16 protein-coding genes and 1 riboswitch are annotated in these 15,188 nt (G+C 73.8%); of the genes, 8 read left to right on the top strand and 8 right to left on the bottom strand.

Annotation, left to right across the window (positions count from 1 at the left end):
- The first annotated feature begins 256 nt into the window (after window positions 1–256).
- On the top strand, window positions 257–529 hold the full coding sequence (locus tag ACZ6KF_RS14260) for a (2Fe-2S)-binding protein (RefSeq protein WP_469158113.1): 273 nt from the start codon (window positions 257–259) through the stop codon (window positions 527–529).
- A gap of 105 nt (window positions 530–634) precedes the next feature.
- On the opposite strand, the gene bfr is transcribed toward ACZ6KF_RS14260, so the two are convergent.
- Window positions 635–1,114 (bottom strand): bacterioferritin, encoded by a 480-nt coding sequence (gene bfr, locus ACZ6KF_RS14255; protein ID WP_356637090.1) that lies wholly within the window; start codon window positions 1,112–1,114, stop codon window positions 635–637.
- A 174-nt stretch (window positions 1,115–1,288) separates the two neighbouring features.
- Between bfr and ACZ6KF_RS14250 the strand changes: the two genes are divergently transcribed.
- Window positions 1,289–1,921 (top strand): sulfite oxidase-like oxidoreductase, encoded by a 633-nt coding sequence (locus ACZ6KF_RS14250; protein WP_356637088.1) that lies wholly within the window; start codon window positions 1,289–1,291, stop codon window positions 1,919–1,921.
- 31 nt (window positions 1,922–1,952) lie between these two features.
- Here the strand turns inward: ACZ6KF_RS14250 and ACZ6KF_RS14245 are convergent, their stop codons facing one another.
- The 5 genes from ACZ6KF_RS14245 to thiO form a co-directional block, all read right to left on the bottom strand.
- Window positions 1,953–2,831 carry a deoxyribonuclease IV gene (locus ACZ6KF_RS14245; protein WP_469238525.1) on the bottom strand — a complete coding sequence of 293 codons (879 nt, stop codon included), beginning with the start codon at window positions 2,829–2,831 and terminating at the stop codon, window positions 1,953–1,955.
- A gap of 130 nt (window positions 2,832–2,961) precedes the next feature.
- Window positions 2,962–4,878: a Stk1 family PASTA domain-containing Ser/Thr kinase gene (gene pknB, locus ACZ6KF_RS14240; RefSeq protein ID WP_356637084.1), complete on the bottom strand. Its 1,917-nt coding sequence runs from the start codon at window positions 4,876–4,878 to the stop codon at window positions 2,962–2,964.
- A 120-nt stretch (window positions 4,879–4,998) separates the two neighbouring features.
- Window positions 4,999–5,793 carry a thiazole synthase gene (locus ACZ6KF_RS14235; RefSeq protein WP_356637082.1) on the bottom strand — a complete coding sequence of 265 codons (795 nt, stop codon included), beginning with the start codon at window positions 5,791–5,793 and terminating at the stop codon, window positions 4,999–5,001.
- A gap of 3 nt (window positions 5,794–5,796) precedes the next feature.
- The gene (gene thiS / locus ACZ6KF_RS14230; RefSeq protein WP_356637094.1) at window positions 5,797–5,997 is read right to left on the bottom strand and encodes a sulfur carrier protein ThiS; all 201 of its coding nucleotides are present in this window, start codon (window positions 5,995–5,997) and stop codon (window positions 5,797–5,799) included.
- 11 nt (window positions 5,998–6,008) lie between these two features.
- A complete protein-coding gene (gene thiO / locus ACZ6KF_RS14225) occupies window positions 6,009–7,253 on the bottom strand; it encodes a glycine oxidase ThiO (RefSeq protein ID WP_469238524.1) in 1,245 nt (414 codons plus the stop codon).
- Window positions 7,245–7,356, bottom strand: a riboswitch (TPP riboswitch). It overlaps the preceding gene by 9 nt.
- Before the next feature lie 51 nt (window positions 7,357–7,407).
- Between thiO and ACZ6KF_RS14220 the strand changes: the two genes are divergently transcribed.
- The 6 genes from ACZ6KF_RS14220 to ACZ6KF_RS14195 all read left to right on the top strand — a co-directional run bounded on the left by ACZ6KF_RS14220 (window position 7,408) and on the right by ACZ6KF_RS14195 (window position 12,378).
- On the top strand, window positions 7,408–7,761 hold the full coding sequence (locus ACZ6KF_RS14220; RefSeq protein WP_356637078.1) for an avidin-fold protein: 354 nt from the start codon (window positions 7,408–7,410) through the stop codon (window positions 7,759–7,761).
- A gap of 28 nt (window positions 7,762–7,789) precedes the next feature.
- Window positions 7,790–9,019: an NAD(P)/FAD-dependent oxidoreductase gene (locus tag ACZ6KF_RS14215; RefSeq protein ID WP_469238523.1), complete on the top strand. Its 1,230-nt coding sequence runs from the start codon at window positions 7,790–7,792 to the stop codon at window positions 9,017–9,019.
- A gap of 93 nt (window positions 9,020–9,112) precedes the next feature.
- Complete coding sequence (locus ACZ6KF_RS14210; RefSeq protein ID WP_356637074.1) at window positions 9,113–9,478, top strand: Rv2175c family DNA-binding protein; 366 nt, start codon at window positions 9,113–9,115, stop codon at window positions 9,476–9,478.
- A 117-nt stretch (window positions 9,479–9,595) separates the two neighbouring features.
- The gene (gene thiE / locus ACZ6KF_RS14205) at window positions 9,596–10,270 is read left to right on the top strand and encodes a thiamine phosphate synthase (RefSeq protein ID WP_356637072.1); all 675 of its coding nucleotides are present in this window, start codon (window positions 9,596–9,598) and stop codon (window positions 10,268–10,270) included.
- A gap of 203 nt (window positions 10,271–10,473) precedes the next feature.
- Window positions 10,474–11,397, top strand: coding sequence for a methylenetetrahydrofolate reductase [NAD(P)H] (gene metF / locus ACZ6KF_RS14200; RefSeq protein WP_356637070.1), 924 nt, complete (start codon window positions 10,474–10,476; stop codon window positions 11,395–11,397).
- Between the two features lie 57 nt (window positions 11,398–11,454).
- A complete protein-coding gene (locus ACZ6KF_RS14195; protein ID WP_469174203.1) occupies window positions 11,455–12,378 on the top strand; it encodes an SCO2102 family sporulation regulator in 924 nt (307 codons plus the stop codon).
- A gap of 209 nt (window positions 12,379–12,587) precedes the next feature.
- Here the strand turns inward: ACZ6KF_RS14195 and ACZ6KF_RS14190 are convergent, their stop codons facing one another.
- Window positions 12,588–14,078 carry a phytoene desaturase family protein gene (locus ACZ6KF_RS14190; protein ID WP_469238522.1) on the bottom strand — a complete coding sequence of 497 codons (1,491 nt, stop codon included), beginning with the start codon at window positions 14,076–14,078 and terminating at the stop codon, window positions 12,588–12,590.
- Between the two features lie 65 nt (window positions 14,079–14,143).
- A complete protein-coding gene (locus tag ACZ6KF_RS14185; protein WP_469158119.1) occupies window positions 14,144–14,758 on the bottom strand; it encodes a DUF4126 domain-containing protein in 615 nt (204 codons plus the stop codon).
- Between the last annotated feature and the right edge of the window lie 430 nt (window positions 14,759–15,188).

The raw sequence follows: 15,188 nt of genomic DNA, 5'->3' as shown, positions 1-15,188 counted from the left end.
GGGGTTTGTTTTTTCCCCCCCGGGGGGAGGAAACAAAGAGGGGGGGGGGGGGGGGGTGAAGGAAACAAAAAAGGGGGGGGGGGGGGGGGGGGGTGTTTTTTTGGGGGGGGGGGGGGGGGGGGGGGGGGGGGGGGGGGGGGCACACCCCCCCCCCCCCCCCCCACTCCACTTTTGCGCCACATGAGAGACGGGTAAGGTTAGGTTTGCCTCACCGAGAACGTCGGGATGGCGAGACCCAGCTACATCCCGCCGGGAGGTGAGCCGCGTGTACGTCTGCAGTTGTTTCGGGATCACCGAGCAGCAGGTCAAGCAGCATGCGCAGGACGGCGCCTGCACGCCTCGCCAGATAGCGTCGGCCTGCAAGGCGGGCACCGACTGCGGCTCGTGCGTCCGCCGCATCCAGGCCATCCTGGGCCGTGGCGCCTGCCCCCGCCGCGAGCTGGCCGACCAGGGCAAGCCGGTCCTCACGGAGCTGGCCGAGACGCTGCAGGGCGCCCGGGTCACGCAGGTCGGCGAGATCGCCGCCTAGCTGCCCCGAGGGCGGTTCCCCGAGGACGCTCCCCCGGGTGATTCCCGTCAGTGGCCCGGGAGCGGTTCCCGGGGGCGGTCACCGGGAGCGGTTCCCGGAGGCGGTTCAGCTCTCCGGCTGCTCGATCAGCTGCGCGATGTACAGCGCCTCGCCGAGCTTCTCCAGCAGCTCCAGCTGGGTGTCCAGGTAGTCGATGTGGTGCTCCTCGTCCTCGAGGATCGACTCGAAGATGTTCGCCGACGTGATGTCGCCCTTGCTGCGCATCACCTCGATGCCGCGCCGCAGCCGGTCGATCGCCTCGACCTCGATCTGCCGGTCGGCCTCGAACATCTCCCGCACCGTCTGACCCACGCGGACGTGGAACAGCCGCTGGTAGTTCGGCAGCCCCTCCAGGAACAGGATCCGGTCGGTGAGCACCTCGGCGTGCTTCATCTCGTCGAACGACTCGTGCCGGGTGTACTTCGCGAGCTTGGTCCAGCCGAAGTTCTCCTGCATCTTCGCGTGCAGGAAGTACTGGTTGATGGCCGTCAGCTCGGCGGTGAGCTGCTCGTTGAGGAATTCGATGACCTCGGGGTCGCCCTGCATCGCAGAGGCTCCTTCCACGTCGGTGCTCGGAGGTTGCCGCCGCATGATTGCACCGGGTATCCAAGATCGTCCAGTAAGTGCTGGCTTAGTAAGTAAGGGCATACTTAGCGGCAGTTGCCCGATTCCCGACATGGCTGGTCATGGGCACGGTGTCCGGTCTGTCAGGATGGAGACATGGGTCATCCGGTGGAGCGCGAATCAGGAGAAGCAGTACCGTCCGAGCTTCCGCCGGGACAGCGACTCCAGCGCGGCTGGCCGGTCACGCACTACGGCCCGGTGCCCAAGTTCCGGCCCGAGCGCTGGGAGTTCAGGGTCTTCGGGGCCACCGCCGACGGCGAGAAGCACGGCTGGACGCACGAGGAGTTCACGGCCCTGCCGTACACCACCGTGGTGGCCGATCTGCACTGCGTGACGAAGTTCAGCATGGTCGGTGCGGAGTGGGGCGGCGTCCCCGCCCGGACCATCCTGGAGATCGTGCCGCCCGCCCCGAATGTCACCCATGTGATGGTGTGGGCGGAGTACGGGTTCAGCTCGAATCTGCGCCTCGCCGACTTCGCGTCCGAGCGCACGATCTTCGCCACCCACAAGGACGGCGAACTGCTGACCGCCGAGCACGGCTTCCCGCTGCGTCTGATCGTCCCGCACCTGTACGCCTGGAAGGGCCCCAAGTGGGTGCGGGGCGTGGAGTACATGACCGCCGACCGCCGCGGCTTCTGGGAGGAGCGCGGCTACCACAACGTCGGCGACCCGTGGAGGGAACAGCGCTACTCGTACCAGGAGGAGCCCGGGGAGGGTCCCGAGCTGTAGCGGCGGCGCGTGGTGCGGCGCGTGCTGCGGCTCACGTCTCCCGGAGCTTCTTCAGCCGCTCCACGTCCGCGGCGTGGCCCTCCCTCCCGCCGGGCGTCTCGATGATCAGCGGCACGCCCTCGGTGGCGGGGTGCGTCATCAGCGCCCGGAACGGGTCCTCGCCGATGTGACCGGCGCCGATGTTGGCGTGCCGGTCCTTGTGGGCGCCGACGACGTCCTTCGAGTCGTTCGCGTGGATCAGCTTCAGCCGGCCCTCGCCGACCGTGTCCACCAGGAGGTCCAGCGTCCGGTGCATCCCGTCCGGCCCGGTCAGGTCGTGCCCGGCGGCGAAGACGTGACAGGTGTCGAGACAGACGCCGAGTTTCGGATGCGCGTCCAGGGCCTCGAAGTACGGCCCGAAGTCCCAGGTGCGCGAGCACAGCGAGGAACCCTGCCCGGCCGTGGACTCCAGCAGCAGGAACGGGTCGTCGTCGTGGGTCAGCTCGTCCAGCAGCGGCAGCAGATGCTCGCGCACCTGCTTCAGGGCGACGTCCCGCTCCCGGCCGCCGGTGGCGCTCCCGGTGTGCACGACGACCCCCAGCGCGCCGATGGCCCGCCCGCGGCGCAGCGAGTGGCGCAGCGACTCCACCGACCTCTCGACGGTGGCTTGTGTGTGCGAGCCGAAGTTGATCAGGTACGGGGCGTGCACGTACGCCGGTATCGCACCGGCCTCGCACGCCTCGCGGAACGCCTCGTCCTGCCGCGGGTTGCCGGCCGGAGTGGCCCAGCCGCGCGGGTTGGCGACGAAGACCTGCACGGTCTCGGCCCCCAGCTCGCGGGCGTAGGCGAGGCCGACGGAGTGGAGCCCGCCGGCGACGGGGACATGACCGCCGACGGGGTTGCGCGGGAGAGCGGGAGTCTGGTTGTTCACCCGTCAAGGGTGTCATGGGCGAGGACGTGCCCCTGTCCGCGCGGCGCCCGCCCGCGTGGTCGCCGCCCGGGTGGTGCTGCCCGCCCGCGTGGTGCCTGCCCGCGCGGGCGGGCACCGGCGGCGGTGGCGCTCAGCCGATCTCGATGGTGATGGTCGAGCCCTTGGGCGCCTGCTCACCGCCGTCCACCGACTGGTCCTCGACCGTGTCGCCGCCGAACAGGCCCAGCAGCCCACGGTCCTCCTCGACCCGGAAACCGGCGGCCTCCAGCTTCCCGGTGGCCTCGTCCGCACTGTCGCCGACGACGTCCGGGACCTCGACCATCTCGGGGCCCTTCGAGAGCGTCAGCGTCACCGTGTCGCCCTCGGCGGCCTCGCCGCCGGGCGCGGGGGACTGGCGGGCGACCCGGCCTTTGTCGTGCTCGGAGTGGACCTCCTCGGTGGCGATGCGCACCTTGAGGCCGGCCTCCCCGAGCTCCTGGCGGGCGTCCTCGAGGTCCCGCCCGGAGACGTCGGGGACGTCGACGGGGGCGCCCCTGCTGACGGTGAGCGCGATCGCCGAGCCGGCCCGGGTCGTGACGCCCGAGCCGGGGTCCGTGCCGATCACGAAGCCGCGGGGGACGTCCTCGTCGAACTCGCGGGTCACCATGCCCGGTTCCAGGCCCTCGTCCTTGAGCACCGCGCGCGCCTTGTCCAGCCGGTAGCCCGACAGGTCCGGCACCTTCACCGTCTCGGGGCCGTCGGAGATGACGAGCGACACCGAGTCGTTGTGCCGGATGCGGCTGCCCGGCTCCGGGTCGGTGCTGATGACCGTGCCGCGCCGGACGGTGTCGCTGTACGCGTGGTCGACGTCGCCCAGTTCGAGACCGGCGTCCGCGAGCCGGTCCTCGGCCTGGGCCTGGGTCTTCGCCAGCAGCGGCGGGACCTTGGTGAACTGGCCGGAGTTGATGTACCAGACGCCCGCGCCGACGCCGAGCAGCAGCAGGACGGCCGCGAGGACGCCGACCACCGCGCGCGGCGGGCGCGGCCGGCGGCGCGGGGCCGGGACGGGCGGCGTCCGCAGCCGGCTGGTCCGGTCGAGCGAGGGTCCGCCCGCCTCGTCGTCGTCGCCCACGGGCAGCGGGCGCGGGATGACGCTCGTACGGTCCTCGGCGTTGTCGTGCGCGGCCGTGACCGCCTGCGGGGGCACGGCGTCGAGCTGGTCGGCGCCGAGCCCGCCGCGCGCCTCGCGGGCGTGGGCGAGCAGCGCCACGGCGTCGTGCGGGCGCAGGTCCGGGGTGCGGGCGGTGGCCGAGGCGACCAGCTCGTCCAGCTCGTACGGCAGCCCCGGCACGCGGGCCGAGGGCGCGGGGACGTCGTCGTGGACGTGCTTGTAGAGGATCTGGGCCGGCGTGTCCCCGGCGTGCGGCCTGGCGCCGGTCAGCATCTCGTAGAGCATCACGCCGCACGCGTAGACGTCGACGCGCGGGTCGGCCGTGCCGTGCTCGATCTGCTCGGGGGCCAGGTAGGAGACCGAGCCGAGGACCGAGCCGGTGGTCTGCGTCACCGTGCCCACGGACCGCACGAGGCCGAAGTCGGCGACCTTGACCCGGCCGTCGTCCCCGATCAGCACGTTCTCCGGCTTCATGTCCCGGTGCACGAACCCGGCGCGGTGCGCCGCGCCGAGGGCGGCCAGGACGGGCTCCAGGATGTCCAGCGCCGCACGCGGCTGCAGCGCCCCGCGCTCGCGCAGGACGTCGCGCAGGGTGCAGCCGGCGACGTACTCCATCGCCAGGTAGACGTACGACCCGTCCGTCCCTTGGTCGAACACCTGGACGACGTTGGGGTGGGCGAGGCGGGCGACCGACTTGGCCTCGCGGATGAACCGCTCGACGAACGTGGCGTCCGCGGCGAGGGTGGGGTGCATCACCTTGAGCGCGAGCACCCGGTCGAGGCGGGTGTCCACGGCCCGGTAGACCGTGGCCATGCCGCCGACCGCGATCCGCGCGTCGACGCGGTACCGGCCGTCGAGCACCTGCCCGGCCAGCGGGTCCTGAAGGGTCGTGTCCACGGCCCGAGTCTACGAGCCGCCGCCGACACCGCCGCGCGTCCGGCGACGACGGGCCCGGGACTGCAGCCGACCTGTGACGCAATCCCCACACCGAGAGCCGGCGGCCCGTCGCAGCGCCCCTCAGAACGCGGGCCGCTCCGGATCGAGCACGGCCAGGCCCTCCGTGGGAGAGGACGCCTCGGCGAAGTGCCGCCGCGGAATCCGCCCCGCCAGCCGGGCCAGCCGCCCCGCCTCCACCGCGTGGCGCATGGCCTCCGCCATGACGACCGGCTCCTGGGCCCGCGTCACCGCCGAGGCGAGCATCACCCCGGCGCACCCCAGCTCCATCGCCAGCGCCGCGTCCGACGCCGTCCCCGCGCCCGCGTCCAGAATCACCGGCACGCGCGCGTGCTCGACGATCAGCTGGAAGTTGTGCGGGTTGCGGATGCCGAGCCCGGACCCGATGGGCGAGCCCAGCGGCATGATCGCGGCGCAGCCGACGTCCTCCAGCTTCCGCGCCAGCACCGGGTCGTCGTTGGTGTACGGCAGCACCGTGAACCCGTCGTCGACCAGAGTCTCGGCCGCGTCGAGCAGCTCGATCGGGTCCGGCAGCAGGGTGCGCTCGTCGGCGATGACCTCCAGCTTGATCAGATCGGTGCCCAGCGCCTCGCGCGCGAGGCGGGCGGTGAGGACGGCCTCGCCCGCGGTGAAGCAGCCGGCCGTGTTCGGCAGGACCCGGATGCCCAGCCGCTCCAGGACGGACAGCACCGAGCCGTGCACCGTCGGGTCCACGCGCCGCATCGCGACCGTGGTCAGCTCCGTCCCCGACGCGACCAGCGCCCGCTCCAGCACCTCCAGGCTGGGCGCGCCGCCGGTCCCCATGATCAGCCGGGAGGTGAGGGACGTGCCCCCGAGGACGAACGGATCGTCGGCCATGGGTCAGCCTCCTTGGACGGCGGTGAGGACCTCGACGCGGTCCCCCTCGGCGAGGGACGTCGTGGGCCACTGCGCGCGCGGGACGACGGTTTCGTTGACGGCGGCGGCCACCCCGGAGGGCGCCGCGGTGAGGGTGCGCACCAGCGCGTCGAGGGCGGTGCCGTCGGCGACCTGGCGGCGCTCCCCGTTGACGGAGATGGTCATGACGGAGGTGTTCATACGAGCTGCTCCGTGCGTACGGCGGGTACGGGTGCGGGGGACGTGTCCACGGCGGGCGCCGCGGACGGGGCCACGGCGGAGGCGGCCGGCGCGGCGCCGAAGCGTTGCGGGGTGAAGGGACGGGCCACCTCGGGCAGTTCCCCGGTCGCCAGCGCGTGCGCCAGGACGTCGCCGGTGACCGGTGTGAGCAGCACGCCGTTGCGGAAGTGGCCGGTGGCCAGCAGCAGGCCGTCCAGGTCGGTCGGGCCGAGCAGCGGCGCGTTGTCCGGGGAGCCGGGGCGCAGTCCGGCCCGGGTCTCCGTCAGGGGGAGTTCGGTGAGGCCCGGCACGAGTTCGTGGGCGTCGCGCAGCAGCTCGTACACGCCCCCGGCGGTGACCGTGGTGTCCCAGCCCAGCTCCTCGCTGGTGGCGCCGATGACCAGTTCGCCGTTCTCGCGCGGGACCAGGTAGACCTCGCTGCCGCGGACGACCGCGCGGACGGTGCGGTGCAGGAACGGCGCGTACCGGGGCGGCACGGTCAGCCGCACCACCTGCCCCTTCACCGGCCGCACGGGCGGCCGTACGGCGTCCGGGACCCCCGCGAGGCGACCGCTGAAACTGCCGGCGGCGAGGACGACCTGCCCGGCCGTCAGTTCGGCGTCCCCGCGCGTGACGGCGCCGGTGGCCCGGTCCCGGGCGACGGTGAGCCGCTCGGCCGCGTCCCGGTGGAGCGTCACGCCCGCCCGCTCGCACGCCGTGACCAGGGCGGCGGCCAGCCGGCGCGGGTCGATCTGGTGGTCGCCGTCGACCCGCAGCCCTCCGCGCACGCCCGGCGCGAGCATCGGCTCCAGGCGGCGGCACTCGCGCCCCGACAGCCACTGCGAGTCGAGTCCCGACCGGCGCTGCAGGGCGTGCAGCTCGCGCAGATGGGCGCGGTCGTCGGCGTCCAGGGCGACCGCGAGGGTGCCGCACCTGCGGTAGCCGAGGTCGTGGCCCGCGGCCTCGGCCAGCTCGGCCGCGAAGTCCGGATAGCGCTCGGCCGAGGCCAGGTTGAGGCCGAGCAGGGTCTGCTCGCCATGGTGCAGCTCGGTGACGGCGGCGAGCATCCCCGCCGCCACCCGGGCGGCCCCGCCGCCCGGTTCGGGGTCCACGACGGTCACGGAGAACCCGCGCTGCGCGGCCCGCCAGGCCGTGACCAGGCCGATGATCCCGCCCCCGATGACGAGGACGTCGGACGCGTGCGCGGAGGACGACACGGGCATTCAGCCCCTCCCTTCGCCGGCATGACCCGGATCAGGTTCGTACGGTCGGAGGCCGCCAGCCTCCCTCTCAGCCCGGTGCGTCCGGGCTCCCGCGAGTGCTTTACGGTGGCCACCCTAGCCGCCCCCCGCCGTTCTCAGTAAGGGAGCCTGTGCCGTGGCCCGATCCCTGGACGGTCTCGTCCTCGCCCCCGTCGCCGACCAGTCCCCGGGCCAGGTCGGCGCCCGCACCCGGTTCGCCTACCACGAGCGGGACGGTGAGGTCTGGGCCGAGTACGCGGGCGGCGACGTCGTCCGCGGCTTCCTGGTCGGCGCCCGCGCGGGCGACCGGCTGGACTTCCGCTACGTCCAGCTCACGCGGGACGGCGCGACGTCCAGCGGGCACTGCGTGTCCACCGTCGTGGAGCTGCCCGACGGGAGGGTGCGGCTGGAGGAGACCTGGGAGTGGGAGTCGCGGCCGGGAAGCGGCACGAGCGTCGTGGAACAGGTCGGCGGCCCCGGCGCGGACTGACCGTGCGTCAGTTGTCTATGGTGACCGGATGAGCGAGCAGAGGCAGTCGGGCGCGCGGCGCGCGGTGATCGCCGGCGCGGGCATGGCCGGCGTGCAGACCGCGGTCGCGCTGCGGGAACAGGGCTTCACCGGTGGCGTGACGCTGATCGGCGCCGAACCCCACCAGCCCTACGACCGGCCGCCCCTGTCCAAGGCCGTGCTGCTCGGCACCGCGGAGGGCTCCGCCTTCGACGTCGACTTCGAGGCCCTCGGCATCGAGCTCCACCTCGGCCGCGAGGCCCTCGGCGTGCGCCCCGGCGACCACGTCCTGGACACCGCCGCGGGCCCGGAGCCGTACGACGTCCTGGTGCTCGCCACCGGCGCCGAGCCGCTGCGGCTGCCGGGCGCCGAGGGCGTGCCCGGCGTGCATCTGCTGCGCACCCTGGACGACGCCGAGCGGCTGCGCCCCGTGCTCGCCCGGCAGCACGACATCGTGGTCGTGGGCGCCGGCTGGATCGGCGCCGAGTTCGCCACCGCCGCGCGGGAGGCCGGCTGCTCCGTGACCGTCGTGGAGGCCGCCGACCGGCCGCTCGCCGGGGTGCTGCCGCCCGAGGTGGCCGCCCCGATGGCCGGCTGGTACGCCGACAGCGGGGCCGTACTGCGCACCCACGCGCGCGTGCGGCGCGTCGAGCCCGGCACGGTGGTGCTGGACGACGGCTCCACGCTGCCCGCGGGCGCCGTCGTCGTCGGCATCGGCGCCCGCCCCGCCACGGACTGGCTCGCGGGCTCGGGCATCGAGCTGGGCGTCCACCGGGAGGTCGTCGCCGACGCCCATCTGCGCACTTCCGCTCCGGACGTGTACGCGGTCGGCGACTGCGCCTCCTTCCCCTCCGGCCGCTACGGCGAGCGGCTCCTCGTGCACCACTGGGACAACGCCCTCCAGGGCCCGCGCACGGTCGCCGCGAACATCGTCGGCTCGGCCACCGGCGAGCCCCTGGCGGCCTACGACCCCGTGCCGTACTTCTGGTCCGAGCAGTTCGGCCGCTTCGTCCAGTACGCCGGGCACCACACCGCGACCGACACCGTGCTGTGGCGCGGCGACCCCGCGGGGCCCGCCTGGAGCGTCTGCTGGCTGCGCGAGGGGCGGCTGGCCGCCCTGCTGGCGGTGGGCCGCCCGAGGGACCTCGCCCAGGGGCGGCGTCTGATCGAGGCGGGGGCGGCCATGGACCCGCGGCTGCTGGCGGACCCGGCGCTGCCCCTGAAGGCGGCGACGGCCTGACGCAGGTCCCAAGACGGGCGGATCGTCCCCCTTGTGACCCTTCCGACCCCGCCCGGCTACCGACTGTCAGTCGCAGATGGCAGTCTTGGTGACGTGACCGAGATTGACGCAAAGATCGATGCTCTCGTCCCCGCCTGGCTCACGCTCCCCGACATCGCCGACATGCTCGGCGTCGAGGTGACGCGCGTCCGGCAGCTGGTCAAGGAGGGCCAGCTCATCGCCGTACGCCGAGGTGAGAACCGCGCGCTGCACGTCCCCGCCGCCTTCATCGACGGCGACAAGGTCGTCAAGGGCCTGACCGGCACCCTGACCCTCCTGCGGGACGACGGCTTCACGGACGAAGAGATGCTCGAGTGGCTCTTCACCCCCGACCCGAGCCTGCCCGGCACCCCCGCGCAGGCGCTCAGCGAGAATCGCGGCACGGAGGTGAAGCGCCGCGCCCAGGCGCTCGCCGTCTGATCCACAGCCCGACCGAACAACCGTCCGGCGTATGGCCGCGGCTCCGCCCCGGCGGGCCGCGGCCCCGGCCGCGCCCGCCCGCCGCCCTACGCCCACCGAACCACGGGGGACCCGCACATGCCCGGCACCGCCGCCGAGACGGCCACCGCCGTCACCGCCCGCGCCCAGCTCGCCGACGCCCGGCTCTATCTGTGCACGGACGCCCGCAAGCGCCAGGGCGACCTGCCCGCCTTCCTGGACGCCGTACTGGCGGGCGGCGTCGACATCGTGCAGCTGCGGGACAAAGGCATGGAGGCCGCCGAGGAGCTGGAGCACCTCCGTGTCCTCGCCGACGCCTGCGCCCGGCACGGCAAGCTCCTCGCGGTGAACGACCGCGCGGACGTCGCGCACGCCGCCGGCGCGGACGTCCTCCACCTCGGCCAGGGCGACCTGCCCGTCCCGGCCGCCCGCGCCATCCTCGGCGGCGACGTCCTCATCGGCCGTTCCACGCACTCCGAGACGGAGGCCGCCGCTGCCGCCGCCCAGGAGGGCGTCGACTACTTCTGCACCGGGCCCTGCTGGCCGACCCCCACCAAGCCGGGCCGTCACGCGCCCGGACTCGACCTGGTCCGTCACACCGCGTCACTGGGCACCGACCGCCCCTGGTTCGCCATCGGCGGGATCGACCTCGGCAACCTCGATCAGGTGCTGGACGCCGGGGCCCGCCGGGTCGTCGTCGTCCGCGCGATCACCGAGGCGGACGACCCGGGCGCCGCCGCGGCCGAGTTCGCCGAGCGGCTGCGGGCCGGGTGAAGGGCGGGCCGGTGAACGCTGGGCCGGTGGGAGACCGGCCGGTGGCGGACCGGCCGGTGGGAGACGGGCCGGTGGGGTCGGTGGCGGGCGGGTCGCGGTGCGGTTCCTCCGTGGTCTGTCCAAGGGGTGGACAACGGTCCGGCAAACCGGGCAAATTCCAGCATCCGGTTGGGTGACCGCCGCGCCCTGGCTAACCTGCCCGTATGGCCCTCGGAACCGCATCCACCAGGACGGACCGCGCACGCACCGTGCGTGACATCCTCGCCACCGGCAAGACGACGTACTCGTTCGAGTTCTCGGCTCCGAAGACCCCCAAGGGCGAGCGGAACCTGTGGAGCGCGCTGCGCAGGGTCGAGGCGGTCGCCCCCGACTTCGTGTCCGTCACCTACGGCGCCGGCGGTTCCACCCGCGCGGGCACCGTCAAGGAGACCCAGCAGATCGTCGCCGACACGACGCTCACCCCGGTCGCCCACCTCACCGCCGTCAACCACTCCATCGCCGAGCTGCGCAACATCATCGGCCAGTACGCCGACGCCGGCATCCGCAACATGCTCGCCGTGCGCGGCGACCCGCCCGGCGACCCCATGGCCGACTGGGTGCCGCACCCGCAGGGCCTGACCTACGCGGCCGAACTCGTCCGGCTCATCAAGGAGTCCGGCGACTTCTGCGTGGGCGTCGCGGCCTTCCCGGAGATGCACCCGCGCTCCGCGGACTGGGACGCGGACGTCGAGCACTTCGTCGACAAGTGCCGGGCCGGCGCGGACTACGCCATCACCCAGATGTTCTTCCAGCCCGAGTCCTACCTGCGGCTGCGCGACCGCGTCGCCGCGGCGGGCTGCGACACCCCGGTCATCCCCGAGGTCATGCCCGTGACCAGCGTGCGGATGCTGGAGCGGCTGCCGCAGCTGAGCAACGCGCACATCCCCGCCGTCCTGAAAGAGCGGATCCTCACAGCCAAAGACGATCCGGCCGCTGTACGCTCCATTGGCATCGAGTTCGCCACCGAGTTCTGCGCGCGGCTGCTGGCCGAGGGAGTGCCCGGACTGCACTTCATCACGCTCAACAACTCCACGGCGACGCTGGAAATCTACGAGAACCTGGGCCTGCACCACCCACCGCGGGCCTAGACCGGCCGGGCGCGGATACGCCACACTGCGTAACCGGTCACTGGGAGAGGGGCGTACATGGGCTGGACGGTCCTCTACATCGCGTTCGGCATCGTCGCGCTGTGGTTGCTGGGCGAGGTGCTGCTGCAGTACAAGGCGCGGCTCCGCTGGCGGCTGCTGGCGTTCGTCGGCTTCCTCGGCGTCGTCCTCGGCGTGCTGATCCCGTCCGTCGTCGTGATCGGGCTGGGCGCCGCGGCCTTCGCGGTCGGGCAGACGTACGTCACCCTGTCCTTCCGCCGAGGCTTCGAGGCGGGCTGGGCGGTCACGGGCCGGCCGTCGGCGGGCGGCAGCAAGCGCCGCCGCGGCGAGGCGGAGCGCCGGGACCCGGCCCTGGAGGTCTCCGGTCTGGAGGAGCACGGCAACGCCGCCCCGCACGGCGACGGCCAGGACGACCACGACCGCGACGACGTCTTCACCCCCTCCCGTCCCGTCGACGCCACGGCCGCCGAGACCACCTCCGTGTACTCTCCGCAGCCGCTGCCCGACGACACCGGCTCCTACGGCGTCTACGGCGACACCGCCGGGTACGCCCCCGCGGACCAGTCCCAGGAGCAGTACGCGACGGCCGCCCACGCCGCCGCCGACCAGTCGGCCTATGCGTACGACGCCTACGCGGCCTACGGGCAGCAGGGCTACGGCTACGACACCGGCGCCCAGCAGCAGTACGCCGCCTACTCCGACCCGTACGCCGGCGCCCAGAACTACGACGGCGCCGCCTTCGACCCCGCCTACGGCAATCCGCAGCAGTACGGCCAGGGCTACTCCCAGGACCCGTATGCCACCGGCGGTTACGGCGAGACGCCGCCCGGCGGCGTGTGGGTGCCCCAGCAGCGCAGCGCCGACGACCCGTTCGCCGGTGAACTCCCGCCCGAGCAGCCGTACCCGTACCAGGGCGACGGACAGCCGCAGCAGAACGGCTACGACGAGCGTTACCGCTACTAGCGGCTCGCCGCGTCCCGCCGGTCACCGGAAGCTCCGCCGCGCAACGGTTGGTGCACGTCTCTCGGGTCGGTGCCCTGCTCTCGGCTTGGGGCTTTGCTCTTGCATCAGTGCACTGCTCTCGGCTGGTGCACCGCTCGCGAGGCGGTGCACCGCTCACCGTTCGGTCCGCCGCTCCACTTGAGGGCCTCCTGCCACCGGAGGCCCCCGGCTCACTGTGAGCCGCGGAAGTCCGGGCCCTCCACGATCAGGCCGGCCACCAGCGCGCCCGACATGCCCGCGTGGGGCAGTCCGCCGCCGGGGTGGGACCAGCCGCCGACCGTGAACAGGCCGGACAGTGCGGTGGTGTTGGACGGATGCAGCAGCCGTCCGCCGGCCGCCGCCAGCGAGGGCGCCGGCACCGCGCCCCCCTCGGCGCCGGTCGCCGCCTCGACGTCGGCAGGAGTGCGCACCTCGCGCCACAGCAGACGGTCCCGCAGGCCGGGTATCGCGCGCTCGGCGGCCGTGATCATGCGCTCGGCGTGCTCGTCGCAGGCAGTCGTCCCCACGGGCACGGGCGCGGTGACGGCGACCGCCTCATGCGCGGCGTCCGGGACCAGCGCCGGGTCGTCGGGGCGCAGCACGGTGACCGTGGGGGTGGTCGACCACGGCTCGCCGTCGAACAGCGAGGCCAGCTCGGCCTCCCGGTCCCCGGAGTGCACCACCGTCCGGTGCGCCGTCCCCTCCGGACGCTCCCCGGCGAGCGCCAGGCACACCGTCAGCCGACTCGGCAGCCCTTGCCGCGGCGGCACATCTCCGGTGCCCCGCACCGTGGTGTCGCCGGCCAGGCGCCCCAGCGTCCCGGGAGCGACGCCGGCGACGACGAAGTCCGCCTCCGCCACCGAGCCGTCCGCCAGCTCCACCCCCGCCGCGCGGCCGTCCTTCTCCAGCACCCGGGCGACCTCGGCGCCGAAGACGAACTCCACCCGCCGCGCCAGGCACCGTTCGTACACCGCCCGCGCAAGCTCCCGCAGCCCCCCGCGCACGTACCAGGTGCCGAACGCGTGCTCCATGTACGGCAGCACCGCGGCACTCGCCGGAGCCGTCCTCGGATCGAGGCCGTGCGCCAGCGCATGGCTCTCCAGCAGCGCCGCCAGCCGGGAATCGCGCAGCTCCCACGCGCCGACCTCGGCGAGCGTGCCGGCCCGCCGGGTGCGCAGCAGCCGCTTGTGCGGAACGGCGGGGTAGGGCTCCCGCTCGGCCAGCACGCGCCAGTCGGGCCACAGGGGCTCCTCCAGCAGCGGTCTGCGGGTGCGGTCCCAGGCCTCGCGGGCCCGCACCAGGAAGTCGCCCCAGCGCCGGCCCGCGCCCGCTCCCAGCGCCGCGTCGAGAGCGGCGACGACGCCCGCGCGCGAGGCGTTCGGCAGGGCGATCCCGGTGCCGTCCGCGAAGACGTGCCGCGCGGACGGGTCGACCTGGACGAGGTCGACGCACCGCTCCAGCGGCTCCTTGCCGGTCTTGACGAACAGATCGCGCTGCACCGCGGGCAGCGGCAGCAGCCCGGGGCCGGTGTCGAAGCGGAAGCCGTCGCGCTCCAGCCGGCGCACCGCGCCGCCGTACGTCTCCGTGCGTTCGTACACCGCCACCCGGTGGCCCGCGACGGCCAGCCGGGCGGCGGCCGCCATCGCGCCCATCCCGGCGCCGATCACCGCAATCCGTGCCATGACCGCGACTTTATCGGCCACCACTGACACCCTGCCGCCGGACCCCTGACCAGGCGTTCCGGCGCTCAGCCCGGCGGCGCCTGCGGTCGGGAGGTGAGCCTGCGCGCTGCCCGGCGCTCGGCGCGGCGGCGCAGGAAGCGGCGGATCCGGGAGATCAGGAAGACCAGCGTCACCAGCCCGCCGAGCAGCAGCGCGCCCGCGACGACGGCCGCCGCCACCGGATGGAAGATCGCGAAGGTGATCACCCCGGCGACCCCGAGATCCTCGGCCACACTGAGGGCGATGTTGCTGAACGGCTCCGGCGAGCTGTTGACCGCCATCCTGGTCCCGGCCTTGACCGCGTGGCTGGCCAGCGCCGTCGTGCCGCCGATCGCGCCGGCCGCGAAGTCGGACAGCGAGGCGCTCTGCCCGGCGAGCAGCGCCCCCACCCAGGCGCCCGCGGCGGGCCGGATCACCGTGTGCGCGGTGTCCCACAGGGAGTCGACGTACGGGATCTTGTCGGCGACCGCCTCGCACAGGAACAGCACGCCCGCGGTGACCAGCACCTCGGGGCGCTGCAGCGTCCCGGGCACCTCGTCGCTGATCCCGGTGGCGCCGAACAGGCCGAGGAGCAGCACCACCGCGTAGGCGTTGACGCCGCTGGCCCAGCCGCTCGTGAACACCAGGGGGAGTACGGACACGGACGTAACCGTAACCACGCCCGTGCCGTCGCGTCCTGGGGTCGGGCGCGCAGTCCTGAGTACCGGTACCTAGGCGAGGAGATGAGTACGCGCACGGATGGGCCCCGACCTGGGTGAACGAGAGAGTTGGGGCACGGAGAGGGGCTCGGCCCGGCACCGGCGACACGGGGCGCCGGAGCGGAGCCGGCCCCCGATCCGCTCCTTCCGCCGGCCGCGCGGTCGGCGGGAGCGAGGCACGGGGGAACCCGGGGAGGCCCGGGGCACGACCGAACGGCGCCCATCGGGGGAAGCGCGGGGGAGCGCGAGAGGCGGGCGCCATCGGGGGAATCGGGGGGAAACGGGGGGAGCACGGGGAAGCGCCGGTTCGTGTGCGGCCCGCGGGGGACGCGGCCACACCGGACCGGCGCTTTCGTGCACCCGGCGGCGGTTG

It is taken from the genome of Streptomyces sp. NPDC046379 (genome assembly GCF_055587785.1).
This window is presented reverse-complemented; position numbering and strand designations above follow the sequence as displayed.

What these genes read in the sequence shown, in the direction of transcription:
- bfr (WP_356637090.1), bottom strand. Translation starts at nt 1,114, where the DNA reads ATGCAGGGCGACCCCGAGGTCATCGAATTCCTCAACGAGCAGCTCACC.
- ACZ6KF_RS14250 (WP_356637088.1), top strand. Translation starts at nt 1,289, where the DNA reads ATGGGTCATCCGGTGGAGCGCGAATCAGGAGAAGCAGTACCGTCCGAG.
- ACZ6KF_RS14235 (WP_356637082.1), bottom strand. Translation starts at nt 5,793, where the DNA reads ATGGCCGACGATCCGTTCGTCCTCGGGGGCACGTCCCTCACCTCCCGG.
- thiS (WP_356637094.1), bottom strand. Translation starts at nt 5,997, where the DNA reads ATGACCATCTCCGTCAACGGGGAGCGCCGCCAGGTCGCCGACGGCACC.
- thiO (WP_469238524.1), bottom strand. Translation starts at nt 7,253, where the DNA reads ATGCCCGTGTCGTCCTCCGCGCACGCGTCCGACGTCCTCGTCATCGGG.
- ACZ6KF_RS14215 (WP_469238523.1), top strand. Translation starts at nt 7,790, where the DNA reads ATGAGCGAGCAGAGGCAGTCGGGCGCGCGGCGCGCGGTGATCGCCGGC.
- thiE (WP_356637072.1), top strand. Translation starts at nt 9,596, where the DNA reads ATGCCCGGCACCGCCGCCGAGACGGCCACCGCCGTCACCGCCCGCGCC.
- metF (WP_356637070.1), top strand. Translation starts at nt 10,474, where the DNA reads ATGGCCCTCGGAACCGCATCCACCAGGACGGACCGCGCACGCACCGTG.
- ACZ6KF_RS14195 (WP_469174203.1), top strand. Translation starts at nt 11,455, where the DNA reads ATGGGCTGGACGGTCCTCTACATCGCGTTCGGCATCGTCGCGCTGTGG.
- ACZ6KF_RS14190 (WP_469238522.1), bottom strand. Translation starts at nt 14,078, where the DNA reads ATGGCACGGATTGCGGTGATCGGCGCCGGGATGGGCGCGATGGCGGCC.